We start from the raw sequence: 25,040 nt of genomic DNA, 5'->3' as shown, positions 1-25,040 counted from the left end.
AAATTCTCGCTGGAAGAGTCCTCGCTCAATAATCAATCATGGAAGGTCGACGGGATGACGAGTTCAACCAAAAAGCCGCAAGCCGCGCCGGCAAAGGCCGCCACCAAGGCCGCGCCGAAAACCGCCGAGGCCAAAGGGGCCAAAACCGAAAAGTCTGCGACGAGCGCATTCGCAAAGCCGCTGCAGCCTTCGAAGGAACTCGCCGCCGTGGTCGGCTCCGCCCCTTTGCCGCGTACTGAAGTCGTGAGCAAAGTTTGGGAATATATCAAGAAACACAAGCTGCAAAACGAAGCTAACAAGCGCGAAATTCTCGCTGACGACAAGTTGAAAGCGGTTTTCGGCAGAGATAAAGTGACGATGTTCGAGATGAATAAATATCTCGCCCAGCATCTCAAGTAGAATATCGTTCAGAACGAGAGATTGGGCGCATCTATACGCTCCTCTCGTTTTGGCCCTGCGATGATGTTTCATAGCGGATGGCGATTATGTCGCGCTGATGGCGCTCCTCAAGGCTGGTTAGCCACGTGACCGAGCCGGCGGCTTCATCGTGCGGAAAATTCGCGGCGCCGATCTAGAATCGCGTGATAACAAAGAGATAGCAAGCGCGATCGGCCAATCCTAAGCGGTCGCGCTCCAGGATGCTCCGCTTTTATTTGAGGAGTTGTCTCTTGAAATATCGTCGGCTTGGCGCAAGCGATTTGGAAGTGTCGGCGATTTCGCTAGGCTCATGGCTGACCTATTCGGGCGGCGTCGCGAAGGCGGATGCGATCGCCTGCGTCCGCACCGCGCTTGATCTAGGCGTCAATTTCATCGACACCGCGAATATCTATGGCCACGGTGCCGCCGAGACTCTGCTGGGCGAAGCGCTCGATGGCGTCGATCGCGACTCCTATATTTTGGCGACGAAAGTGTACGGCCCGATGAGCGATTCGGATCAGGGGCTTTCGCGCGCGCAAATTTTCAAGCAGCTCGACGCCTCGCTGATTCGGCTGAAGACCGATCACGTCGATCTTTACCAATGCCATCGCTACGACGAATCGACGCCGCTTGCGGAGACGATGGAGGCCCTGACCGAAGTCATCCGGCAGGGCAAGGCGCGCTATATCGGCTTCAGCGAATGGCCGCTGGACAAGATCGAAGCGGCGGAAGCGCTGAAGGGCGTTGCGCGTTTCGTTTCAAGCCAACCGCAATATTCCCTGCTTTGGCCTTATCCGCAGACCGATATTTTCCCGCGCTGCGCTGATTTCGGCATTACCCAGATCGTCTGGTCGCCGCTTGCGCAGGGCGTTCTGACGGGCAAATACCGAGCCGGCGCGCCTCCGCCGCAACAATCGCGCGCGAGCAGCCAGTCGATGGGTTCGATGCTGCCCAGGCGCTGGCTGGAGGCTCCCGTGCTGGAGGCGATCGAGGAGGTCAGGCTGATCGCGAAAGAGGCCGGCGTCAGTCTGGCGCAATTCGCGCTCGCCTGGGTTTTGCGCCAGAGCAATGTCTCGTCCGCAATCATCGGCGCCAGCCGCCCCGAACAGGTGGTGGAGAACGCCGCGGCAGCGGAGCTTACCATCGACGAGGACTTCTTTTTCCGCGCCGAGGACATTTTTGAGCCGGTTCGATAGCATGATACCGAAAAGTTGCAGACTTTTCGGAAGGCCAACGCCCGCGAATGCGGCGATCTTCAGCTAAAAAAAGAGATCGTGAGAGTAGTAGGCCCAGCCTTTCGCCGTGAAGATCGCGCGACAGAAACCGGCGATGATAATTGCGCCAGCCGGCGGATATCGACGGCGCTGAGATCACGCCGTACAATCATAAGCTAACCCGCGAGGACGCCGAACAGAGCGAAGACGAGAAGATGATGAATGGAGGCGAGAGCGAGGTCTTGCATAAGATCACTCGAAGCGATTTTGCATCGACGTCAAATGAAAAACAGCACCGTTCCCTGGACGTTGATCTTGATCGGATCATCAGAATTCTCGTCCGTCAACCGAACCCGGCAGACCAGAACATTGACGTCGCGTATGCCGGCGAAGACTTCGAATTGCCCAAGCGGGCGCTGCGTTAGGAGATTGCCGCCATTGGTGACGAAGGCGCCGCTAAACCCTGAGAGAGACACCATAAAACCGGCTCCGCGCGGCCGATTGACGGTTTGCGTTTGCTCAAGAGGGCGGCCGGGCAAAAGGTGATCAGTCCCGCCCGGCTCGAAAAATGTGAAGGAAAAGGGGACAACCCCGACAATGGAAGCCATCACGATCCCTCAGAAATGAACAACGAAAACACCCGCGCGAATCGCTCGCAGCGGCGAATCAACTGAACAATCGAGCAATGATGAAGCCCAGCACGAAAGCCGCGACGACCGAACCGATTGGGTTTGCGTGGATGTACTGCTTCAACTTGACCAAGGCTGGATGTCCGCCTGGGGGCTCCGTCGTGGAGAGACCGGCGGCGAGATCCGAACGCGGACCGCTCGCCGAGGTGGAAGCTTCGCTCGCCGCGATGCGGGCGGCGTTGTCTTCGGGATTATCGAACTCGGCCATGGCCTGCTCCCTCGCCCTTTCACGCAGAATAGGCGCAATTTAGGGGTTTTGGCTAGTGCGGGATTCGAAAGCTGGAGGAGGAGGGCTGATTCTGCGGGCGATCAAACCAATGATTACGAAAACTTGGCGGCTTTCGGAGCAAGGTCAGGCCTTGGAACAGAGAGATATGCCCCAACATAAATGCTACGACAGAGCATGTTTTCGCAAAGGAAGTGAAGCGCGGTGATCAGCCTTTACGAGCTTTTTAAGATCGGCATCGGACCATCTTCGTCGCATACGATGGGGCCAATGGTGGCCGCCTTTCGCTTCGTCGAAGCGTTGCAGCTTGCCGGCGCCTTGCAGAATGTCGCGCGCGTCGAGGCGATCCTTTATGGCTCGCTCGCCTGGACCGGCGTTGGACATGCAACAGACAAGGCCGTAATTCTCGGCCTCGCAGGCATGCGTCCCGATCAAATCGATCCCGATGCGGCGGACGAGATGGCGGAAAATATCCGTCAGCAGCATCAGCTTAGTCTTGGGGGACATCGGCAGATTCGGTTCGCTCCAGATAAGGATATCGTCTTCGATTTTGAAACGCCCGCGCCGCGCCATCCAAACACCTTGCAGATCACAGCCTTCAACGAGGGGGGGATCGCCTTATTGAGGCAGCGCTGGTGTTCGATCGGCGGCGGCTTCATCATACCGGAGGATGCGGAGGCGACCGCTGCGGGACCGCAGGAAAAGCTGCCCTATATGTTCCGCAATATGGCTGAGTTTCTGGCGCTGGGTGAAAAGACCGGCCTGCTGTTTGCGCAGATGATGCAAGCGAACGAAGCGATGCGGCGGCCATTGCCGGATCTGTTCCGCCACCTCGATTTGATCGTCGAGACCATGATGGCTTGCATCGATCGCGGGCTCGCCACGGGCGGGATTCTTCCTGGCGGCCTCAAGGTCAAGCGCCGCGCGAGAAATCTTTTCGAGGCGCTCGAGATCAAGGCCCGCAGCAATCTCCGGCACGCCCATGAAGTCATGGATCACGTCAGCGTCTACGCCATCGCGGTGAACGAGGAGAACGCCGCCGGGGGCCGGGTGGTGACGGCGCCGACCAATGGCGCAGCCGGCGTCATCCCGGCTGTAATGCGCTATTATCGCGATTGGTGCCCGGACTCGAGCGTCGCGGGCCTGCGGCAGTTCCTGCTCACGGCCGGGGCCATCGGCGCTTTGTTCAAGATGAATGCATCGATTTCCGGGGCCGAGGCGGGATGCCAGGGAGAAGTCGGCGTCGCCGCCGCCATGGCCGCCGCGGGTCTTGCCGCCGCGCTCGGGGGGAGCAATGGCCAGATCGAAAATGCAGCCGAAATCGCCATGGAGCATCATCTCGGGCTAACCTGCGATCCAATCGGCGGCCTCGTTCAGATTCCGTGCATTGAACGCAACGCATTCGGCGCGATCAAGGCGATCAACGCCGCTTCATTGGCGCTGCAGGGCGATGGCACTCACAGAGTCTCGCTGGATCATGTCATCGCCACCATGCGGCAGACCGGGAGGGATATGAACAGCATATACAAAGAGACCTCGCGCGGGGGCCTTGCGGTCAATTTTCCCGAATGCTGATCGGGCATCGTTCGCCTTGAAGCAATGCGGTGCGGCCGGGTCCGATCTAAGGGCTAAGCTGGCGCCTATTTGGCCGCTCTGCGGGGACTAACGGCGATGCCAAGAGTCTTGATTTTTTGACGCGCTAACGCAATGCCGCCGTAAGATTTATCTATTGCGCGATACGCGCGGAGGAACCGCCCATTGAGGCCGTTGAAAACCATCGCCCTCTATCTCGACGACACGCTTGTCGACACGATGACCGTGCTTCTCGATTGGATCGAGGAGACGCGCGGCTATCGCGTCGACCACAGCCGCCTCGCCGACTACCAGCTCGGCGACGACCTCAAGCAGACGATGGATATTTTCAACGCTTTCCACGCCGCCGACGCCGATCACAAAATCGCGGCGGCCGTCGGCGCGGTCGAAGGCTGTCGCAGTTTCTTGAACGCCGGGTTCCAACTTGTCGTCGTGACAGCCCGCAAGCCAGAGATGGCGGAAAAAACCGACGCGTTGGTCACGCGCCTCTTTCCCGGTGTCTTCAAGGACATTCACTCGGTCGGACACCAGCCCGATCGGACACCAGCCCGATAAGACTGTCCTGCTGCGCTCCATCAACGCAAGCCTATTGATCGATGATAATTTTCGCCAGATCCGGCGCGCTTTCAAAGCTGGCGTCCCGACCATGCTGTTTGGCGATCTGCCTTGGAACCGCGATATCTTCTGGCCGCGGCGCGCGCGCACATGGCCGGACGCGGCGACGATGGCGCATGCATTTCTGACGGGCGCCGCCAAAGCGTGAGTGAAAATGAGGCCGCCGGACAATTGACAGCCAAGGCTTTCGTGAGGCTGGTAAGCTTCAAGGTTCTTGGCCGCGTCGATTGCGTTCCCGAGACCGCGCGCCGCGCTCACGCGTAAAAACCCTACATTTGATGATTGGCATGAGATGAACAAGCCGAGCGCCGGCGAGCGGCCCAAGCCTCCGCAGTTCCCCGCCAACATCGTGTGGGCGTTCTCAAAATTTTTCAGCGCGGCTCGAGGCCAAATAAATGGCGTTTTGCAGCCCTGGATTTCGAGGCCTTGGAAAGGGCTGCTGACGGCCGTCCGGACGCACCAGGTGGAGTTGCGCCTTTGCGTCCGGGTGACCGTCGCAACTTTATTGACTTATGCGCTTTCGCTGTTCCTGCATGTTCCCCAAGTGCTGTGGACGGTCTTGACCGCCGTCGTCATGTCGCAGCTGAGCCTCGGCAAATCGCTAAAAACCACGATCGACTATTTCATTGGCACCTTAGGCGGCGCCATTTACAGCGGCATCATCGCCGCTAGCGTGCCTCACACCAACGAAATTCAATTTTTGACTGTTCTTGCCCTCTCAATCGCGCCGCTGGCGTTCTTGGGAGCCATCAAACCGCGATTCAGCGCCGCGCCCTTCACTGCCGTCATGGTGCTTTTGGCGCCAACGATCACCCATGCCAGCCCCCTCGAATCTGCGTTCTACCGGGTCATAGAGGTCGCCCTCGGCGGAACCACCGCTCTTGTCGTCTCATTTCTGGTCTTGCCTTCTCGCGCCCACGGCCTGGGGCTCGAGGCGGCGGACCGCATGCTCGAACTCATGGCGCGGGCGGTCCGCGAGTTGCTGGCTGGTTGCGTGGCGAATCTGGACGCAGCGACGGTCACTCGGATTCAGGACGGCATCGGGCCGGCCTTAGTGCAGCTCGAGACGATCGCAGACGAAGCCAGGCGCGAGCGCGTGCCTTATTTATCCGCGGACCCAGACCTCAGACCGCTCCTCATCACTTTGCTACGGCTACGTCATGATCTCGTCATTATCGGGCGCGCAGCCGTCGCGCCTTTTCCCGAGGGTTTCCGCACGCGGCTGTCGCCCTCCATAGCGCGCGTCGCCGAGAGCGCGGCCGAATTTCTCGAAGACAGCGGCGCCGCTTTGTTGTCGGGCTCAGCGCCATCGCTCGTTGATGTCGAAACGTCCCTCAGCGCCTATGAGGCCGAGATAGCCGCGCTTCGCCAAGAGGGCCTCACCCTGAGCCTTTCCAGCGACGCGATGGAGCGGCTTTTCGGCCTTGGCTTCGCGCTGGGGCAGTTCTATCAAGATCTCAAGGAGCTTCAGTTGCGGGGGAAGGAATTTGCTCGGGAGTCCGCCTGACGCGAAACCCTGAGGCGGCTTTGCGATGCAGGCGCAAAAAAGCGGCGGGAGGTCCCGCCGCTCAGGGTTGCGTAGCTCCATACGCGATGCGCTTACTCGGCGGCGAGAAGCACGCCATGTTCGGCCAAGGCCGCCCGCACGCCCGCCCCATAGGCTCTGTCCGCCTTGTCGAAGTGCGCCAACTGACGATCGATGATGAACAACGGAACGCCATTCATCGCGTCAGCGATATTGTGGAACAACTGCGACTTCTGCGCGTCCGACATCAGGCGGAAGAGGTTCCCTGCCTGCGTATAATCATCATTGCCTTCACGATGATTATATCGCGCGGCGTCGCCGGAGATTTTCAGCGGCGGCTCCTCGATGATGTTCGTCTGCACCGGACCATGGAAGGAATTAGGCTCATAATACGCGTCGGTTCCTTTCGGAGCATCGAAGCGCATCGACCCGTCCATGTGATAGGTGTTGACCGCATTTTTCGGTCGGTTCACCGGCAGCGATTCATAGTGGGTGCCGACTCTGTAGCGATGCGCGTCGGCGTATGAAAACAGTCGCGCCTGCAGCATTTTATCCGGTGAGAAGCCGATGCCCGGAACGACATTCGACGGCGAAAACGAAGATTGCTCGATCTCGGCGAAATAGTTCTCTGGATTACGGTTGAGCTCAAGCACGCCGACATCGATCAGCGGATAGTCTTTATGCGGCCAGACTTTGGTCAGGTCGAACGGGTTGTAGGATGTCTTGTCGGCGTCCGCCTCGGGCATGATCTGAACCGCGAAACGCCACTTCGGAAAATCATTCCGTTCGATCGCCTCGAAGAGGTCGCGCTGCGCGCTTTCGCGGTCCGTCGCAACGACGGATTCAGCTTCGCGATTGGTCCAGTTTTTAATGCCCTGCAAGGACTTGAAGTGGAATTTGACCCAGTGACGCTGGTTCCGCTCATTAATGAAAGCGAAAGTGTGCGAGCCAAAACCATGCAGATGGCGCATCCCTTGCGGCAAGCCGCGATCCGACATCAGGATCGTTACCTGATGCAGGCTTTCAGGACTGAGCGACCAAAAATCCCACATGGCGGTCGGCGAACGCATATTGGTTTTCGGATGGCGCTTCTGCGTATGAATGAAGTCCGGAAATTTCAGCGGATCGCGTACGAAGAACACCGGCGTATTATTGCCGACGAGATCCCAATTGCCGTCTTCAGTGTAGAATTTCAGCGAAAATCCGCGGACGTCGCGCTCTGCGTCGGCTGCGCCGCGTTCCCCGGCGACCGTCGAAAAGCGCGCCAGCACTTCGGTTTTCTTGCCGATTGCGGCGAAGATTTTTGCCTTCGAATATTTTGTGATGTCGTGGGTGATGGTCAAGGAGCCGTAGGCTCCAACCCCTTTGGCGTGAACAGTCCGCTCCGGAATGCGCTCACGATTCTGATGCGCGAGCTTTTCGAGCAGCTGATAATCCTCCATCAACACCGGACCGCGCGGACCCGCGGTGATGGAGTTTTGGTTATCTGATATCGGCGCTCCGGCCGTCGTCGTCAGGATCTTGTCGCTCACAGCATAATTTCCTCTTCATTTGTTGAAGCTAGGCTATAGAGGACCGTTTTTCTTGTCGAAACGGTTGTCTCGATCATCTCCATTGCTGATATCTATGATCTTTCGGCATGATGACCGCCTTTGCGGAAAACCCCTCCGTCAATTTGCGACAGGGGCGATACTGGCGCTCTAAAATGCGAGGGCCCAAGCAAACGATGGATCGCTACATATTGTCTCGCCAGGGGCATTCCGGCAAGCGGTTTGGATAAATGGTTTGGAATCATTTCAGGCAGCGGCTGTCCGCGTCGCACAGCGCAAGCCTTGCAAATCGAGTCGGTCGCCACCATTTGCATCTTACATTTTCATTTCAATCGAAATATCTTCGATGTCTCATTCCTGCGTTTCTATTGCCTGCGCTTCGGAAAATCGGATTGATCCGGTCACTTGGCTGCGCGACGTTCCAAAACCCCCGCGACAGAGCTCTTTTTGGGTCTTCATAATGTCATTGACCATTTCACCACGGATCCTGCGCGATATTGGCCTGTCATTCGTTGCAGCTTTGACCTTTGTCGGCGCGCAACCCGCAGCTGCCGAGCCGCCGCCGCCGCAAGTTACCGTCGCGCAACCCCTGGCTAGATCGGTGCCGCGTTGGGACGAATATACCGGCCGTTTCGAGCCGCTGCAGCAGGTCGAAGTGCGGCCGCGCGTGTCGGGGGCCGTCGATACGATCAATTTTGTCGACGGCCAGATCGTCAAGACCGGCGATCTTCTTTTCGTCATCGATCCTCGCCCGTATCAGATCGCGGTCGACAGCGCGAAAGCGGACGTCGCCAAAGCTCAGGCGCAGATCGAAGTCTCCGCCAATGACGTTACAAGAGCGCAGCAATTGGTGGAAACCCGCGCGATCACTTTGCGCGACGTCGATCAGCGCAAGGCCAATCTCGATGTCGCGAACGCGCAGAAACTCAGCGCGGAAGCTGCGTTGCATAACGCCGAGCTCAATCTCGAGTGGACGCAAGTGCGGGCGCCGATTCCCGGTCGCGTCTCCGATCACAGGATCGATGTCGGCAATCTCGTCCAGGGCGGTCAGTCGGTCGGAACCCTGTTGACGACGATAGTCACCCTCGACCCGATTCACTTCGTCTTCGACGCCTCGGAAGCGGATTACATCCGCTACTCCCGCCTGGCTGCCGACGGCGAAAGACCTTCCTCGAGGGAATTCAAGAACCCTGTCATGGTCAGGCTCGCCGATGAGGACAATTGGAGCCATAGCCACGGCGGGGTCATGGATTTCGTCGATAATCAGCTCAACGCCCGCTCCGGCACCATTCGCGGTCGCGCCATTTTCGAAAATAAGGATCTGTTTCTTTTACCGGGCACCTTTGGCCGGCTGCGGCTGTTTGGCGGCAACATAAATGTGCTGCTGATCCCGGACTCGACGATCGCATCCGATCAGGCGAGCAAGATCGTCCTCACGGTTGGGCCCGACAATAAGGTCGTCCAAAAAACCGTGACGCTCGGCGCGATGTATGAAGGTCTGCGCGTCGTCTTGGCGGGTCTCGCCCCGACCGATCGAGTAGTCATTGCGGGGATCGCCAATCCTTTCGTTCGGCCAGGCGCGCTCGTCGATCCAAAAGAAGGCGTCATCAGCCTTTCGACCGACTCCGCGTCTAACTGATCAAGCTACCGCCGTACGGTGAAGGAAGCCCATGCGATTTTCTCATTTCTTCATTGAGCGGCCAATTTTCGCTGCCGTTCTGTCGATTATTCTGACTATCGCCGGAGCGATAGCGCAAAGATCGCTGCCGGTCGCCGAGTATCCGGAGATCGCGCCGCCAACGGTAAACATCACTACCTTCTATCCGGGAGCGTCCGCCGAGGTCATTGCGGCGACGGTCGCGACGCCGATCGAGCAGCAGGTCAACGGCGTTGACGACATGCTCTACATCACCTCGCAATCGACCGGAGATGGAAAGATCTCGATCGACGTTGTGTTCAAAGCCGGCGTCAATGTCGACCAAGCTCAGGTGCTTGTGCAAAACCGCGTCGCGATTGCAACCCCGCGTCTGCCGCAGGAAGTCATCCGGCAAGGCGTGACTGTCCAGAAGGCTTCGCCCGATCTGATGATGGTCGTGCACATGATCTCGCCTGACGGATCGCGCGACCAGAAATATATCTCGAACTACGCAACGCTCTATCTCAAAGACCAGCTCTCGCGCGTCGACGGCGTAGGCAATGTCCAGATATTCGGCGCGCGCGATTATTCGATGCGCGTTTGGCTCGATCCGGCGAAGGTTGCGGCGCGCGGCCTCACCGCCGGGGAAGTCGTCGCCGCTTTGCAAGCGGCCAATCTTCAGGTCGCCGCCGGCGCGATCAATCAACCGCCGGCGAGTTCGCCCGGCGCGTTTCAGCTATCGGTGCAAACGCTCGGGCGCCTCATTGACCCCGAGCAGTTTGGCGATGTCGTGATCCGCTCCGACGCCGACGGCTATATTCGCGTGCGCGACATCGCTCGCGTCGAACTTGGCGCGCAGGATTATACGGTCAACGCCTATCTCGACCGCGATGTCGCCACGGCCATGGTGATCTTCCAGCGGCCGGGCTCGAACGCTTTGGCCACCGCCACGGCCGTGAAAAACGCCATGGAGACGGCGAAGAAGGATTTTCCGCCGGGGGTCGACTATACGGTCGTCTATAATCCGACTGAATTCATTCAACAGTCCGTCGATGAAGTCGTGCACACGCTTTTCGAAGCGGTTGGGCTCGTCGTCATCGTGGTCATCGTCTTTCTGCAGACATGGCGCGCCGCGATCATTCCGGTCATCGCCATTCCCGTTTCGCTGATCGGCTGTTTCCTCATGATGAGCGGCGTTGGACTGACGTTCAACACGCTGTCCTTGTTCGGGCTTGTCCTTGCGATCGGCATCGTCGTCGATGACGCGATCGTCGTTGTCGAAAACGTCGAACGTTACCTAGAGCACGGCATGAGCCCGAAGGAGGCCGCGCATAAAACGATGGACGAGGTCGGCAGCGCCCTGTTGGCGATCGCTCTCGTGCTTTGCGCCGTGTTCATTCCGACCGCCTTCATCACCGGCTTGCAGGGCGCATTTTACAAGCAATTCGCCATCACCATCGCCAGCGCGACGGTGATCTCGGCCTTCGTCTCCCTGACCCTTTCGCCGGCGCTCGCCGCCATTCTTCTCATGCCGCACGCGGCCAAGCTCAAGACATCAGGTCTGGTCTATTGGATCTCCACGCCATTCCGCTGGTTTTTCATCGCTTTCAACTGGGCCTTCGATAAGCTCAGCATTAGCTATGGCGCCCTTACGGCGCGACTTGTGCGGATCAGCTTCGTCTCGCTCATCATTTACGCCGGCCTCATCTATTTCGCCTATGATCTCTTGAACAAGACCCCGACCGGGCTCATTCCGCAGCTCGATCGCGGCTATCTCATTGCCGCGTTCCAGCTCCCGCCAGGGGCTTCGCTCGACCGCACCGACAAAGTCTTGCGCGACGCCACAAAGATTATTCTGGAGCGGAAAGGCGTCGAGCATGCCGTCACCTTCGCCGGCTTTGACGGGGCGACCTTCACCAACGCCACCAACACCGGCGTCATTTTCGTTGCGCTGAAGCCTTTCCCTGATCGCGTCAAGGAAGGCGCGACCGCGCCCTCAATTCTCGCCGACGTTCGAGACCATTTGAGCGTCCTGACCGACGCCTTCACCTTTGTGCTGGAGCCCCCGTCCGTGCCGGGCATCGGCACCGGCGGCGGCCTCAAGGGCTATGTACAGGACCGCGCTGGCCGCGGTCTGCCGGCGCTGGAAAACGCAACCTGGAGTCTCGTCGGCGCAACGCACGCCAACCCCGGGTTCATCCAGGCCTTCACCCTATTCAACACCCATACGCCGCAGATTTACGCCGACATCGATCGGACCAAAGCTGAACTGCTTGGCGTGCCGATCTCGCGCGTCTTCGAAGCCTTGTCGGTTTATATGGGCTCCGCCTACGTCAATGACTTCAACATTCTGGGGCGGACGTATCAGGTCACCGCTCAAGCGGATAATCCGTTTCGCATGACCTTGCGCGATGTCGCCAATCTGAAGACGCGCAACGCCGAGGGAGATATGGTGCCGATCGGCTCCGTGGCGACGCTCAATGATACGACGGGACCGTTCCGCGTGACGCGCTATAATCTTTATCCGTCGGCGGAAGTCCAGGTCAGCCTCGCGCGCGGTTATTCCTCGGGACAGGGCATCGATTCGCTCGAGGCCATGGCGAAGGCAAACCTGCCGCAGGGTTTTGGCTTCGAGTGGACTGAAATTGCGCTGCAGGAGAAGCTCGCCGGCAACACGGCTTTTATCGCGTTTGGCCTTGCCGTCGTCTTCGTGTTTCTTCTTCTGGCCGCGCTTTATGAAAGCTGGCTGCTGCCTTTCGCCGTGGTCCTCATCGTTCCGATGTGCATTCTCGCGGCGATGATCGGCGTCACCGCGCGCGATCTCGATCGCAATATTCTGGTCGACATCGGTCTTATCGTTCTTGTTGGCCTTGCGGCGAAAAACGCCATTCTGATCGTCGAGTTCGCCAAACAGGCTGAGGAGGAAGGGCAAACAAGGTTCGAGGCGGCCGTTTCCGCGGCGCGAACGCGGTTGCGCCCGATTCTGATGACGTCATTCGCCTTCATCTTTGGCGTGCTCCCGCTTGCGCGCGCGATGGGGGCCGGAGCCGAGATGCGTCAATCCCTTGGCACGGCGGTTTTCGCGGGGATGCTTGGCGTGACGCTGTTCGGACTTTTGTTCACGCCGACATTCTATGTCGTCGTGCGCGGGATCGCCGTCTGGCTCGATCGTTTCAAAAAGGACAAGACGCCGCCCGACGCGAAGAAGAAGATCATTGCCGACCCTGCCGCCAAAGCCAAAGTCGGCGATGACGCCTTGATCGGCTGAACTCCACAGTTGGGAGCATGGCGACCTTGTCGGCGCCTGCTCCAGTCGGATTGTCGAGGCGGAGGATTTTTTGATCCCGGAATCGCTTCGACCTCGTCCCTTCGCAGCGTCGCATCGCGAAGGCGAGTTGCTTCGGCAATTATCTCGGGCGCGGAATTGCGTCGGCGGGCGCAAGATGAAATCAGCGCGGAATATTGAACGTCTGCGCGCGCCGAAGGGCATCCGGCAGGGAGGCGCCGACCTTGTAGCCATCGCCGTCAAACGCTGTGGCTAACGCCAAAGCTCAACGCAAGGATGCAATAGCTATAAGCGACGCGCTATTGTTGAGCGGGGGCCTTACGCGAGGGCCGCTTCAATTGCGGCAATGACTTCCGGCGCGTCGGGGACAGTGCGCGATCCAAACACGCCGGCAATGCCGCCGTCCTTGCCGATCAGATATTTGTGAAAATTCCACTTCGGCGCGGCGTCCTCGCCAAGCTGGTTCACGACCCATCTATAAAACGGATGCGCATGCTCGCCGATGACGGTCTCTTTGGAGGCGAGCGGGAAATCGATGTCAAATTTCATCGTGCAGAAGGTTCTGATCTCGGCTTCCGTTCCAGGCTCCTGCTTGCCAAAATCATTGGCCGGAACGCCAAGTACGACAAAACCAAAATCGCGATACCGCCGATAAAGCGCCTCGAGCGCCTCATATTGCGGCGTTAGCCCACAGGCGGAGGCCGTGTTGACGATCAGAACCGCTTTGCCTTTGAACGAAGCGAGGGGCAGAGGATTGCCGTCGATCGTCTTGAACGAATACTGATGGGCGCTCATCGCATCTCTTTCTCGGCCTCGCTTATTTGATCGAGGGGACGCGCATCGGCGCGAGGCCTCAAACCTATGCGCGAGGAGGGGCGATCAGGGCCCCGCTTTCAAATGCTTCATTGACCGACTTTTCGATCGCATATTTTTGCGGCGCTTCCTACCCCATCTTTCACGGGGCCTTTTCTTCGGTCGCTGCTTGCGCAAACTACCGGAGCGCGATCATGTCTCGGCTTGCCCGCACGCTAGGCAGTAGTGACGAATTACCTGAGCATGATAGCAATAGCGGCGAGCAATACGAAGCCTCGGTAGTTTGCGAGGAGCTTGTCGTATCGGGTTGCGACGCGCCGGAACTGCTTCAGTTTATTGAAGAAACGCTCGACGAGATTGCGCTCCTTGTAGAGCGCCTTGTCGTAGGGGAGCGGCGCGCGGCGATTGGATTTTGATGGGATCACCGGCTCAGCCTCACGCATAAGAACAGCCTTGCGCAAGTGATTGGCGTCATAACCTTTATCGGCGATGATCGCATCGGCCGCAAAGCCTTCGATCAGGGCGTGCGCTTTTGTGATGTCGTTGCGCTGCCCAGGTCCGAGAAGGAGCCGAACGGGGTTGCCGAGTGCGTCTGTCGCGGCGTGGATTTTGGTGCTCAAACCACCGCGAGAGCGGCCCAGGCCTTGGGCATCCGCCCCCCTTTGGCGATCCTTGCGCCGGCCGCGTGCTGATGGGCGCGCACGATTGTTGAGTCGATCATCAGCCATTCGAGATCGGCCTCGGCGGTGAATGCCTCAAGAAATCCGTCCAAGGCGCCGCGCTCGATCCAGCGATAGTAGCGGCGTTTCACCGCCTGATGGTCGCCGAAGCGTTCGGGCAGATCGCGCCAGCGGCCGCCCGAGCGGGCCATCCATAACAGCGCGTCGACGAAGCGTCGATTGTCGCAGCGCGGCCCGCGCTGGCCGGCTCTTCCGCCTGGCACAAGATCACAAAGCCGCTCCCATTGATCGTCTCGCAGCGCATCGACATCCCGAATCATCAAGGCTGATCTCCAAAAATCAGCCTTGAATCATGGAAAGATCCTCGCGAGAATCCCTCAAACGCCGAATTCGTCACCACGGCCTAGGAATCGTTCTGCGTCGATATGCATTTCAACGGATGCGATTTGGCCCGCGACCCTTTCGCCCCTCATCTTCGGCCCTCAAAAAGATTCGACATTGTCATGAGGCGCGTCTCATTCGCTTTTTTTAGCGATTGGGTCCGCTTTTTCCGCCGTTGCGACCGCTTTCGTGTTCGCCTGGGCGATCTGGACGAGGTCGCCCGATTCGATCGACTCCTGCGGATTGTCGATTAGACGGTCGGACAACGAAACCCCAGATTGAATCTCGACCTTGTTCCCAAGGTTGCGCCCGAGGGTCACTGATTTAAGCACGACTTTGTTGCTGACATCTACTAAAGCCACGCGCATTCCATGTGCGCCGAAGACAAGCGCGGTGGCCGGTACGCGCATGGTGTTCGGGTCGGAGGGAATATGAAAATGGACCTCGGTAAAGGCGCCCGGCCAAAGTTTTCCGTCGGGATTGTCCGATTGCAATTCGATCAAAGCAGTTCGAGAATTTTCAGCAAGCGCATTTGATGTCGAGACCAGTTCCGCTTCGAATGTTTCTTGCTGGCCGGGCAGATGCAGCGTCGCCTTGATGCCCGGCTTCATCTCGCCGAGAAATGCCTGCGGTACATTCACATAAATGCGCATGCGATGGATATCGCAGACTTGGAACAAGGCTCTGCCCGAGTTGCCGCCGGCATTGACGAGATCGCCTATATCGACCGTTCGCATCGTCAGGATGCCATCGAAAGGCGCCTTGATTTGCTCAAACTGAGTTAGTTCCTCAAGCCGGTTTACCACAGCCTGCTGCGCCATCGCATTCCCGCGGGCGACCTCAAGCGCCGCCGCGCGCGATGCCGACGTCAGCCGATCGGTGTCGCCTTGCTGCGCGCTGGACCATCCCTGAGCGACGAGCCGCGATGTTCGTTGGTCGGTCACTCGGCCAAGATCCGCATTGGCCTGCGCTTGCTGAACCGCCGCCTGGAACTGGACGAGCTGCGCCTTCGCTTCGGCAAGCTGCTGATCGAGATCGGGGGCCGCAATCAGCGCCAGCACCTCTCCTTTTTTAACATGCGTGCCGATGTCCTTATACCAGCCGGTGATATAGCCGCTGGCGCGGGCAAAAAGCGAACCGGTGTAATAGGCGTTCACGGTGCCAGGCAAGATTAGCTGCTCTTCAACCGGTCCGCGTTCAGGTTGGATTACCTGGACCGTTGGAATCGCCTGGGAGTTGGTCCAGGTCTTGAGCTCCTGCGTGCTTCTCGCGCGGTCGATGATGCCGGAGGCGGCGAGACCGATGGCGCCGACACCGATAACGCAGAGTATCAACAAAACGCGACGCGGCTTGCGAGACGGCATGGGTGAGTCGGAAGACATAAATCGCTCCGGGTCAGGCATGGGATGGCAGGCCGGAGAGCGGCTCCGCTGCCTTGGCTTGGTTGACGACTTTGCGTCCATGCGCGATGCCGAACACTGTAGGCACGAACAATAGCGTCGCGATGGTCGCAAACAGAAGACCGCCGATGACGGCGCGTCCAAGTGGCGAATTTTGTCCGGGCTCGATAGCCATCGGCGCCATGCCGATGATCATGGCGAGCGCAGTCATGAGCACGGGCCTGAAGCGGGTTGCGCCCGCCGCCAGCGCGGCGGTCACTACGTCTTTTCCCTCAGCAAGCTGTTCACGCGCAAAGCTGACGACGAGAATGCTGTTCGCCGTGGCGACGCCCATGCACATGATTGCGCCAGTTAGGGCGGGCACCGACAGGCTGGTGTGAGTGATGAACAGCATCCACACGATGCCGGCCAATGCGGCTGGAAGCGCCATGATGATCACGAAAGGATCGAGCCAGGACTGGAAGTTGACGACGATCAGGAGATAGATCAGCACGATGGAGAAGGCCAAGCCGATAAACAATTGCATGTAGGCGCTTGTCATGGTGGCGGCCTGGCCGCGGATGACGACGGTTGAGCCTCTCGGGAGATCCGCGCGGGCGTCGTTGACGATCTTTTCGATATCGGCGGCAACTCCGCCGAGATCGCGATTCTGCGTCGTCGCATAGATGTTCACGGTGGACCGGATATTATAGTGCGTGACGACGGCGTCGAGCGGCTCCGGTGAGAGGGTCGCGAGGCCGCCCAGCAATTGAGTCGAGTTATCGGCCGTCAGCGGCAAATTGTTCAGCTCTCCAAGAGTATCGATGTCATATTGCGGCGTCTGGATCGAAACCGGATACGAGACGCCATTGGTCGGATTCAGCCAATAGGTCGGCGCTGTCTGAGTGCTGCCGGAGAGCGTCGCTTGAATGCTGGTCGAGGCGTCGCCTTCAGTCAGCCCCACGACGCCGGCGAATTCGCGGTTGAATTCGACCTTGAGGGCGGGATTCTGGAACTCCTCTTGAATGCGTGGATCCGCGATGCCCGGGATATGACGGATCTTCGCAAGCAGCTTCTTCGCAAAGGTCCGGCTCGCGTTGAGGTCAGCGCCGGCGATCTGAACGTCGAGAGGCGCCGGCGAACCGAAATTGAGAATCTGGCTGACGATATCGGCGGGAAGGAACGAGAAAGTCGCGCCGGGGAACGCCCTCGGCAGTTTCTCGCGTAGAATCTTCACATACTCGCTCGTGGGGGTCGGGCCTTCGTTAAGGGTTATCAATATGTCGTCATCGAAAACGCCGATGGTTCCGGAATTTCCGTATGAAATATTAATGCCGCTGATCGGTAGGCCGATATTGTCGACGATGTTGGCGACGCGGTCCGGCGGAATGATTTCGCGGATCTTCTGCTCGACCCCATCGGACAGAAGGGTCGTTTCCTCGATTCGCGTTCCTGTCGGCGCGCGCATATGAATTTTGATCGCGCCCGCATCGACGGAGGGAAAGAAATCCTGTCCGAGAAAAGGCGCGAGGCCTAGAGACAACACGGCAAAGCAGAGGAAACCGCCTGCGAACCAGAAACGGTGCTGCAGCGCCAGTTGCAGCAGGCCCATATAACCCTGCCGCAGCCGCTCGAAATGATGCTCGAATCTGCGTTGAAATCGGGAGAAAATGCCTGCGGCGGGCGGATCGTCAGGCTCTCCATGCGTCGCGATGTGATGGTGCTGGTTGCGCAGGAGAAAATGCGCCATCGTCGGCACCAGCGTATACGTCAGAATGTATGATGCGATCATCGCGAAGACGACCGCCATCGCCAGCGGCCGGAACAGATAGCCGGCGACTCCGCCGAGGGAAAGAAGCGGGACGAAGGCGATGCAGATGCAAAATAGCGCAATCGTTGCAGGCGGCATGATTTCGTGCGCGCCGCGCGTAATCGCCGTCAAGATGTCTTCGTCAAGTTCCTCCATATGGCGATTGATGTTTTCAATGGTGACCGTAGCGTCGTCAACCAAAATGCCGACCGCAAGCGCCAAACCGCCGAGCGTCATCACATTGATGGTTTGACCAAGAATCGAAAGGGCGATCAGCGAGGAGAGCACCGCCAATGGGATCGATACTGTGATGATCAATGTCGAGCGCCAGCTTCCGAGAAAAACCAGGATCATGAGACCGGTCAACGTGGCCGCGATCAGACCTTCGCGGACGACCGCGGTCACCGAGGAGGTGACGAAGCCGGATTGATCGCTGACGAATTTGAGAGTCACTCCCGGCGGGAGGGTGGCTTGAATCGCCGGCAAGCGCGCCTTGACGTCGGCGATGATGTCGAGAGTCGACGCCGAGCCGTTCTTCAAGACCGACATCAGCACGCCCTTGCGGCCGTCCAACTGCACGACGTTGGTCTGCGGCGGCGAGCCGTTGTGGACGAAAGCGACGTCGCGCATGAAGACGACAACGCCGTTGACAACCTTGATTGGCAGATTGTTGAAATCGTCCAGCTGTTTGGGCGAGTCATTGAGGTCTATGGTGTATTCATAGGAACCGATCTTTTCCGTGCCGACAGGGGTGATCAGGTTTTGCCGCGCGAGCGCGTTGCCGATATCGGTCGCCGAAAGATTGTGGGCGTGCAGCGCCTTCTGGTCGAGATCGATCTGCACCTGTCGGATCATTCCGCCATAGACGGAGGGCAACTGGGCTCCTGCGATCGTCGAGAGAGCGGGCCGAATGAAGTTTTGAGCGAGGTCGTTGAGGTCTGTCTGAGAGAGGGTGTCGCTCGATACCGCCAGCTGGATAATCGGCACGCTCGACGCATTATAGGACAGAATCTGCGGCGGAGTAACGCCGGGCGGGAGCTGCTTCAAAATTGTCTGAGAGATGGATGTGACCTGCGCCTGAGCGGCGCTGATGTCCACAGTAGGCTGGAAGTATACCTTGACGATGCCATAGCCGGCGAGCGACTGCGACTCGATATGTTCGATGTCATTGACCGTCGTCGTGAGGGTTCGCTCATAGATCGAAATAATGCGGCCCGACATATCGTCCGGCGGCAAGCCCGTATAGTTCCAAACCACGCTGATGACCGGGATTCCGATATTCGGAAAAATATCGGTCGGCGTCCGGACCGCCGACAGCGTGCCGAAAATCATGATCAGGATCGCCATGACGACAAACGTATAGGGGCGCGAAAGAGCTAATCGAACAATGGCTGTCATGAACCTGACCTTGATTGTCAAACATTTCGCATTTTAGTACTGATCACGTTAGAAAGATGTTGCGCGACGCCAGCGAGCGACGGCGCAGTCATCAAATGTACGTGAATTAGACTAGAGTCCCATTAGAATATCTTTTAACTAGAGCAGTCTTGTGAGCCTTTGTTTCCTAGACTCGTTTTCGGCCGCTCGCTGCAACAACTTACCTCTTTGGTAAAGTAGAACATAAACTTTATACTGAAATGAAGATGGCGATCTTTTAACCTCGCGACGGCGGCGCCATGAATTCAGGACCGACTGGATCGGTGATCTCCGCCGTCAGGATCCGGTCGATCTCGGCTTTGGCGGAGGCATCGAGCGACCAGCCGAAAACGTCATCCACCGGCCGCAATTGCTCGGGATGGCGCGCGCCCCATAGCGCCGTCGTGATGCCCTGATCGAGCATCCAGCGGACCGCCAGATCAATGACGCGCTTGCCGAAGCGATCTTTTGCGAGCTCATCGAGCCGCCGCACCGCTGCGAGATAGCGACCAAACCTTGGCTGCTGAAATTTCGGCTCTTTGCGGCGCAGATCGTCGCCGTAGAAAACCGTGTCCGGCTTCATCCGCCCAGACAGAAGACCCCGGCACAACGCGCTATAACCGAAGGTCGCAATATTGTTTTTGAGGCAATAGGGCAGAACGTCCGCGTCGATCCCGCGCTCAAAGAGATTGTAGGGCGGCTGCAGCACGTGTATCGGCGCAACCTTGCGGAATTGCTCCATCTGATCGACGGAGAAATTGCTGACGCCGATGGCGCGTATCTTTCCCTGTTTCAACAGGGCGTTCATCGCCTCGGCGGTTTCTTCCATTTTGACCAGCGGGTCCGGCCAATGGATCTGATAGATATCGATGCGATCGGTTCGAAGCCGTCGCAGAGACTCGTCGATTTCGAGCATGATTCGCTCGCGGCTGGCGTTGCGGAAGACTTTGCCGTCTTTCCACTCAAGGCCGGCCTTTGTGGCGATAACGGCGTCATCGCGCAGACCGCCCTCAGCCAAAGCCTTGCCGACGATTTCCTCTGAGCGGCCAAACCCATAGACCGGGGCCGTATCAATGACGTTGACGCCATGCTCCAGAGCGGCGCGGATAGTGGCGATCGATTCGGATTCATCGGTCCCGCCCCACATCCAACCGCCTATGGCCCAGGCGCCGAGCGCGACGCGTGAAACCTTGAGCGAGCTTCCTGGAATCTCCGCATGCTCGACTTTTCTTATTGTTTGAATAACCATCTCCACTCCCGTTGGATCGGTTGCGCGCCCGCTCTCAGGTTGTCGTTGTGACCCGCATGCCGTTGGTCACGTTCGCCGGCGGACTGAGAATGATTTGATCGCCGGGCTTTAGCCCAGACCTCACCTCGACGGTGGCGCCATTGTCCAATTCAAGATCGATCTTGCGGAGTTCGACCTTGCCATCCGAGACAACAGCCGTCTTCAGCCCGTCCGAATTGAAGATCACCGCCTGCGAAGGAATGACGATGACCGGGTTCATCCGGCGCACCTGCAAATGGATGACGCTGTAGAGACCCGCCGACAGCACGCTGTCCTTATTATCGACGTCGACCTCCATCAGCAGCGTGCGAGTGCCAGCCGACAGCGCTTTCGCGTTGCGCGCGACCTTGCCGTGGAACACCTGGCCCGGCAATTCCGACACTGTGGCCGTTGCATCATCTCCGTCCGAAATTCCAAAGGTAAAGGTTTGCGGCACAAAGACCTGCACGCGCAGAACGTCGGTGCGAGCGATCGAGAATAAAGGCGTTCCGTTGTTCGCGTCGGCGGCGACGAGACTGCCGACATCGATGAGGCGGCTTGTAATCACGCCATCGAACGGGGCCTTGATCTGCTCGAATTGAGTCAGCTCTTCTAAACGATTCACGGCGGCCTGCTGCGCCAGCACATTTGCGCGCGCTACCGCGAGCGCCGCCACGCGAGAGGCCGACGTCAGCCTGTCGTTGTCGCCTTGCTGCTCGCTCGACCATCCTTGAGCGACGAGCCGCGATGTCCGTTGGTCGGTGACGCGGCCGAGGTCCGCATTGGCTTGCGCTTGCTGGACAGCCGCATCGAACTGCACAAGCTGCGCCTTTGCCTGGGCGAGCTGTTGATCGAGATCAGGGGCGGCAATCACCGCGAGCACATCCCCTTTGTGCATCTTGCTGCCGATATCGACATTTCTGACGCTGATATAGCCAGTAGCGCGGGCAAAAATCGTCGCGCTATCGAACGCCGCCATATTGCCCGTCAGCTCAATCGTGCGGGGCTTCGTATCTTCCTGCGCAATCATGGTGCGCACCTTCGGAATCACGTTCTCGCGCGCCTGCAGGACGGCGTCTGCATCGGCGTTGCGGCTCGATTTGCTCCAGATGCCGAAGCCGACCAGTCCCGCTACGGTCGCGACAGCGACAAAACCAAGCATCCGGGCTATGCGCCCCTTCCGTCCGTCTTCCGGTTGCTGCCCTTTCGGATTCTCCGGAGCGTCTGGCTTAAATGCTATGTCTGGTGGCATGCTGTTCATGACGAAGCTCCTTGATGAGCCGGGCCCGCATGGGCCTCCGAGTCCAGCCGTTCAAAACGGCCGATCACGGAATAGAGGAACGGAACAAACAACAAAGTGGTCATGGTGCCGACGGCGACGCCGCCGATGACCGCGCGCGCCAGCACCGCATTCTGCTCTTCCCCGGGGCCGCCGATCGCCATTGGAATCATGCCGACGATCATTGCGGCGGCTGTCATCAGAACCGGGCGAAGTCGCGTGGTGCCAGCCGACAACGCGGCCTCGAACGCGCTCATCCCAGCCTCGCGCTGCTCACGTGCGAAGGTGACCAACAAAATCGAGTTTGCCGAAGCAACGCCGATCGCCATGATCGACCCCATCAGGGAAGGCACGCTCAGCGTGGTGCCGGTGACGAACAGCAGCAAGATAATCCCTGCGCCGGCGCCAGGCAAAGCCAGGATCACCGCAAGCGGATCGAGGAAGCTCTGATAATTGACGACCATCAGCATGTAAACGAAGACGGCGGCGAACAACAGCCCCATCGTCAAATTGCCGAACGCTGAATTCATGCTCTCGATCTGGCCGCGAACGACAATGTGATTGCCGGGTTTGAGCTGAGGCTCGACCTCGGCGACAATCTTGTTGATCGCCGTCGATATGCTGCCGAGATCGTGGTCCTGCGTGCTGCCATAAACGTCATAGACCGCTTGAATGTTGGACTGGTTGAAGACCGATTGCACGCCGATGCGCTGCGCCGTGGCGATATTGCCAAGCACGGTGGGTATTGGAGTGCCGCTGGGATCGAGACCGCTGGCAAGCGGAGTATTGTCGAGCTGGTTCTTATTGGAGGTGCGATATTCGGGCGTCTGCACCGCCATGAAGTACGGGATGCCATTTTTCGGATCGGTCCAGAAATTAGGCGAGACCTGTTCCGAGGAACTGAGGCTGATGTTGATGTTATTGCCCACGTCCTGCGTCTTCAGCTGGAGCTGCTGCGCGCGGGTGCGGTCGACGGTGTAGTACAGCTCGGGCGCGTTCAGCTCTTGCTGGATATGGGCGTCGACGAGGCCGGGAACCTTAAACATTTTCTCCTGCAACGCCGCGGCGATCTTCTTGTTGTTTTCGCGGTCTTTCCCCTGAACCTGCACGTCGATCTGCGTCGGCACGCCAAAGTTCAGCACTTGGGTGACGAGATCGGCGGGTTGGAAATAGAAGAGAACGTCGGGAAACGCTGCCGGCAGTTCGGCGCGCAGCTTTTTGATGATCTGCGCGGTGGGCTCGTGACCTTCGCCGAGCTCGATTTGGATGATGCCGTCGTTGACGCCGATGGCGCTGCCATCGGTGAAGGCAAGATTATAGAGCCGCTGCGGCAAACCAATATTGTCGAGGATCAGTTTCAGATCCTTAGGCGCGACGTCCGCGCGGATATTGTCCTCGACCGCCTGGAAGATCTGCTCGGTGCGTTCGACGCGCGTGCGCGCGGGGGCCCGCACGTGCAACTGGATCAGGCCAGCGTCGACGGCCGGAAAGAAGTCGGAACCGATGTTGAGCGAGAGCGCGCCTGCCCCGATCACGACAAGCACGGCGATCGTCGGCGTCAATATGGTCCGCCGCAGAATGCCGGCGAGCAGCCAACCATAAAAGTCGCGGAAACGATCGAACCGCACGTTGAATCCGTCATGAAAGCGGCCAAACCAGCCCTTGGCGGCGCCGTGGTTCTCATGCTCCGTGCGGATCAAAAGCCCGATCATGATCGGGGTTAGCGTGCGCGCGATGCAGTAGGAGGCGAGCATGGCGAACACCACCGCCATGGCCAGCGGGGTGAAGAGATAACGCGCAGCCCCCTGCAAAAAGAACACCGAGACGAACACGCAGCAAATGGCCAGCGTGGAGATCAGCGTCGGAATCGCGATGCCGGAAGCGCCGTCCAGCACGGCTTTGTCGAAGGGCTCGCCTTCCTCAAGCAGGCGATGGGTGTTCTCGATCGTGACGGTGCTGTCGTCAACGAGGATGCCGACCGCCAGCGCCAGGCCGCCGAGAGTCATCGTGTTGATTGTCTGGCCAAGCGCCGCCAGCACGGCAATCGACGTCAGAATTGACAGCGGAATCGCCACCATGACGACGATTGTGGAGCGCCATGAGCCAAGGAAGATGAGGATCATCAGGGCGGTCAGGGCGGCGGCGATCGCCCCTTCCTGCAGCACGCTGTTGATCGCGTTCTGCACGAACACGGACTGGTCGAACAAGAGGTCTATGTTCATGCCGGGAGGCGCCGCCTTTTGGATCTCGGGCAGAGCCGCCTTCACGCGATTGACCACGTCGAGAGTGGAGGCGTTGCCGTTCTTGATGATGGTCAAAAGGACGGAGCGCTTGCCTTCGGCTCGCACGATGTTCTGCTGCACCGCCCAGCCGTCGCGAACATGCGCGACGTCGGAGAGATAGACGGTGGCGCCGCCAACCTGCTTGACAGGCACGCGGTTGAGGTCGGCGATCGAAGGGGCCAACGTGTTGACTTTAACGATGAACTGCTGATCGCCCATCTTCACGTCGCCCGCGGGCAAGGTCAGGCTTGAAGCGTTGACGGCGGTGACGATATCGTTCGGGGTTATGCCCCTCGCCCGGAGCGCGTCGGGGTCGAGATCGACCATGATCTGTCGATATTTGCCGCCATAGGGCGTCGGCAGCGTGATGCCGGGGATCGGAGCCAAGGCTTGGCGCATCTGATAGATGCCGTAATCATAGAGCTGCTGCTCGTTCAGCTGGTCAGAACTCAAACTAAGCTGAAGCACGGCGACCGATGAGGCATTATACTGGACGATCGTCGGCGGCTGAATGCCGGCCGGCATCAGCGCGCGGATCGAATCGGAGCCGGAGACGATCTGGGCGATCGCGAGATCGATGCTGACGCCAGGCTGAAAGTAAATCTTCTCGACCGCGATGCCGGACAGCGTTTGGCTCTCGATGGTGCGGACGTCGCTGACGGCGGAGCTGATCGAATATTCGCTGTAGGTGGTGACGCGCTGCTCCATTTCCTCCGGCGTCAGCCCGGTATACTGCCAAATGACCGTAACCACTGGGATGTTGATGCTGGGGAAAATGTCCTTGGGCGTCGTCAGGATCGCGCTGCCGCCAAGAAACAGCATCATGAATGCCAGCACATAAAAGGTGTGGCGGTAGCGAAGCGCGAATGCGACTATGCCCATAATAAACTCCGGAGGTCTACCTTGACGTATTGTATCGTACAGTACATATCAAGTACGTATCATATGTGTAACCAGGTTGTGAATGAAAGTGGCCCCCTCA

The 25,040-nt window shown here is 58.8% G+C and carries 17 protein-coding genes and 1 pseudogene; 8 read left to right on the top strand and 10 right to left on the bottom strand.

Translation table 11 applies throughout. The annotated features are described in order from the left end of the window. Positions 1–54 precede the first annotated feature (54 nt). Together WDN46_02245 and WDN46_02240 are read left to right on the top strand one after the other, a co-directional pair. Entirely contained in the window at positions 55–399 is a 345-nt protein-coding gene (locus WDN46_02245) for an SWIB/MDM2 domain-containing protein (protein ID MEJ0092275.1), read from the top strand. 269 nt (positions 400–668) lie between these two features. Beyond that, positions 669–1,613, top strand: coding sequence for an aldo/keto reductase family protein (locus WDN46_02240; protein ID MEJ0092274.1), 945 nt, complete (start codon positions 669–671; stop codon positions 1,611–1,613). 296 nt (positions 1,614–1,909) lie between these two features. On the opposite strand, the gene WDN46_02235 is transcribed toward WDN46_02240, so the two are convergent. Together WDN46_02235 and WDN46_02230 are read right to left on the bottom strand one after the other, a co-directional pair. Then, positions 1,910–2,239: a hypothetical protein gene (locus WDN46_02235; GenBank protein MEJ0092273.1), complete on the bottom strand. Its 330-nt coding sequence runs from the start codon at positions 2,237–2,239 to the stop codon at positions 1,910–1,912. Positions 2,240–2,297: 58 nt separating this feature from the next. Next, complete coding sequence (locus WDN46_02230) at positions 2,298–2,528, bottom strand: hypothetical protein (protein ID MEJ0092272.1); 231 nt, start codon at positions 2,526–2,528, stop codon at positions 2,298–2,300. A gap of 222 nt (positions 2,529–2,750) precedes the next feature. On the opposite strand from WDN46_02230, the gene WDN46_02225 reads away from it, so the two are divergent. The 4 genes from WDN46_02225 (at position 2,751) to WDN46_02210 (ending at position 6,261) form a co-directional block, all read left to right on the top strand. Continuing rightward, entirely contained in the window at positions 2,751–4,121 is a 1,371-nt protein-coding gene (locus tag WDN46_02225; protein ID MEJ0092271.1) for an L-serine ammonia-lyase, read from the top strand. A 183-nt stretch (positions 4,122–4,304) separates the two neighbouring features. Then, positions 4,305–4,694: a hypothetical protein gene (locus WDN46_02220; protein MEJ0092270.1), complete on the top strand. Its 390-nt coding sequence runs from the start codon at positions 4,305–4,307 to the stop codon at positions 4,692–4,694. Between the two features lie 34 nt (positions 4,695–4,728). Next, the gene (locus WDN46_02215) at positions 4,729–4,902 is read left to right on the top strand and encodes a hypothetical protein (GenBank protein MEJ0092269.1); all 174 of its coding nucleotides are present in this window, start codon (positions 4,729–4,731) and stop codon (positions 4,900–4,902) included. Positions 4,903–5,046: 144 nt separating this feature from the next. Next, positions 5,047–6,261, top strand: a complete 1,215-nt coding sequence (locus WDN46_02210; GenBank protein MEJ0092268.1) for an FUSC family protein — start codon at positions 5,047–5,049, stop codon at positions 6,259–6,261. Positions 6,262–6,353: 92 nt separating this feature from the next. On the opposite strand, the gene WDN46_02205 is transcribed toward WDN46_02210, so the two are convergent. Next, entirely contained in the window at positions 6,354–7,811 is a 1,458-nt protein-coding gene (locus WDN46_02205; protein ID MEJ0092267.1) for a catalase, read from the bottom strand. Between the two features lie 478 nt (positions 7,812–8,289). On the opposite strand from WDN46_02205, the gene WDN46_02200 reads away from it, so the two are divergent. Next, positions 8,290–9,468, top strand: a complete 1,179-nt coding sequence (locus WDN46_02200) for an efflux RND transporter periplasmic adaptor subunit (protein ID MEJ0092266.1) — start codon at positions 8,290–8,292, stop codon at positions 9,466–9,468. Between the two features lie 31 nt (positions 9,469–9,499). Continuing rightward, complete coding sequence (locus WDN46_02195; protein MEJ0092265.1) at positions 9,500–12,733, top strand: multidrug efflux RND transporter permease subunit; 3,234 nt, start codon at positions 9,500–9,502, stop codon at positions 12,731–12,733. Positions 12,734–13,069: 336 nt separating this feature from the next. Here WDN46_02195 and WDN46_02190 read toward each other — a convergent pair whose 3' ends face one another. The 7 genes and pseudogenes from WDN46_02190 to WDN46_02160 all read right to left on the bottom strand — a co-directional run bounded on the left by WDN46_02190 (position 13,070) and on the right by WDN46_02160 (position 24,940). Beyond that, entirely contained in the window at positions 13,070–13,546 is a 477-nt protein-coding gene (locus tag WDN46_02190; GenBank protein MEJ0092264.1) for a glutathione peroxidase, read from the bottom strand. A gap of 251 nt (positions 13,547–13,797) precedes the next feature. After that, positions 13,798–14,564 (bottom strand): annotated as a pseudogene (locus WDN46_02185) (IS5 family transposase). A gap of 195 nt (positions 14,565–14,759) precedes the next feature. Next, entirely contained in the window at positions 14,760–15,959 is a 1,200-nt protein-coding gene (locus tag WDN46_02180) for an efflux RND transporter periplasmic adaptor subunit (protein MEJ0092263.1), read from the bottom strand. Between the two features lie 61 nt (positions 15,960–16,020). Further along, positions 16,021–19,212 carry an efflux RND transporter permease subunit gene (locus tag WDN46_02175; protein MEJ0092262.1) on the bottom strand — a complete coding sequence of 1,064 codons (3,192 nt, stop codon included), beginning with the start codon at positions 19,210–19,212 and terminating at the stop codon, positions 16,021–16,023. A 256-nt stretch (positions 19,213–19,468) separates the two neighbouring features. Then, positions 19,469–20,479 carry an aldo/keto reductase gene (locus tag WDN46_02170; GenBank protein ID MEJ0092261.1) on the bottom strand — a complete coding sequence of 337 codons (1,011 nt, stop codon included), beginning with the start codon at positions 20,477–20,479 and terminating at the stop codon, positions 19,469–19,471. Positions 20,480–20,513: 34 nt separating this feature from the next. Further along, the gene (locus tag WDN46_02165; protein ID MEJ0092260.1) at positions 20,514–21,758 is read right to left on the bottom strand and encodes an efflux RND transporter periplasmic adaptor subunit; all 1,245 of its coding nucleotides are present in this window, start codon (positions 21,756–21,758) and stop codon (positions 20,514–20,516) included. Beyond that, positions 21,755–24,940, bottom strand: a complete 3,186-nt coding sequence (locus WDN46_02160) for an efflux RND transporter permease subunit (protein ID MEJ0092259.1) — start codon at positions 24,938–24,940, stop codon at positions 21,755–21,757. Before WDN46_02160 ends, WDN46_02165 begins: the two co-directional genes overlap by 4 nt. Positions 24,941–25,040: the final 100 nt, after the last annotated feature.

It is taken from the genome of Methylocella sp. (assembly GCA_037200525.1).
In the GTDB taxonomy this organism is placed as follows: domain Bacteria; phylum Pseudomonadota; class Alphaproteobacteria; order Rhizobiales; family Beijerinckiaceae; genus Methylocapsa.
This window is presented reverse-complemented; position numbering and strand designations above follow the sequence as displayed.

Coding starts and splice junctions, on each gene's coding strand:
- WDN46_02160 (MEJ0092259.1), bottom strand. CDS start 24,940: ATGGGCATAGTCGCATTCGCGCTTCGCTACCGCCACACCTTTTATGTG.
- WDN46_02175 (MEJ0092262.1), bottom strand. CDS start 19,212: ATGACAGCCATTGTTCGATTAGCTCTTTCGCGCCCCTATACGTTTGTC.
- WDN46_02230 (MEJ0092272.1), bottom strand. CDS start 2,528: ATGGCCGAGTTCGATAATCCCGAAGACAACGCCGCCCGCATCGCGGCG.
- WDN46_02200 (MEJ0092266.1), top strand. CDS start 8,290: ATGTCATTGACCATTTCACCACGGATCCTGCGCGATATTGGCCTGTCA.
- WDN46_02195 (MEJ0092265.1), top strand. CDS start 9,500: ATGCGATTTTCTCATTTCTTCATTGAGCGGCCAATTTTCGCTGCCGTT.
- WDN46_02210 (MEJ0092268.1), top strand. CDS start 5,047: ATGAACAAGCCGAGCGCCGGCGAGCGGCCCAAGCCTCCGCAGTTCCCC.
- WDN46_02190 (MEJ0092264.1), bottom strand. CDS start 13,546: ATGAGCGCCCATCAGTATTCGTTCAAGACGATCGACGGCAATCCTCTG.
- WDN46_02245 (MEJ0092275.1), top strand. CDS start 55: ATGACGAGTTCAACCAAAAAGCCGCAAGCCGCGCCGGCAAAGGCCGCC.
- WDN46_02165 (MEJ0092260.1), bottom strand. CDS start 21,758: ATGAACAGCATGCCACCAGACATAGCATTTAAGCCAGACGCTCCGGAG.
- WDN46_02170 (MEJ0092261.1), bottom strand. CDS start 20,479: ATGGTTATTCAAACAATAAGAAAAGTCGAGCATGCGGAGATTCCAGGA.
- WDN46_02235 (MEJ0092273.1), bottom strand. CDS start 2,239: ATGGCTTCCATTGTCGGGGTTGTCCCCTTTTCCTTCACATTTTTCGAG.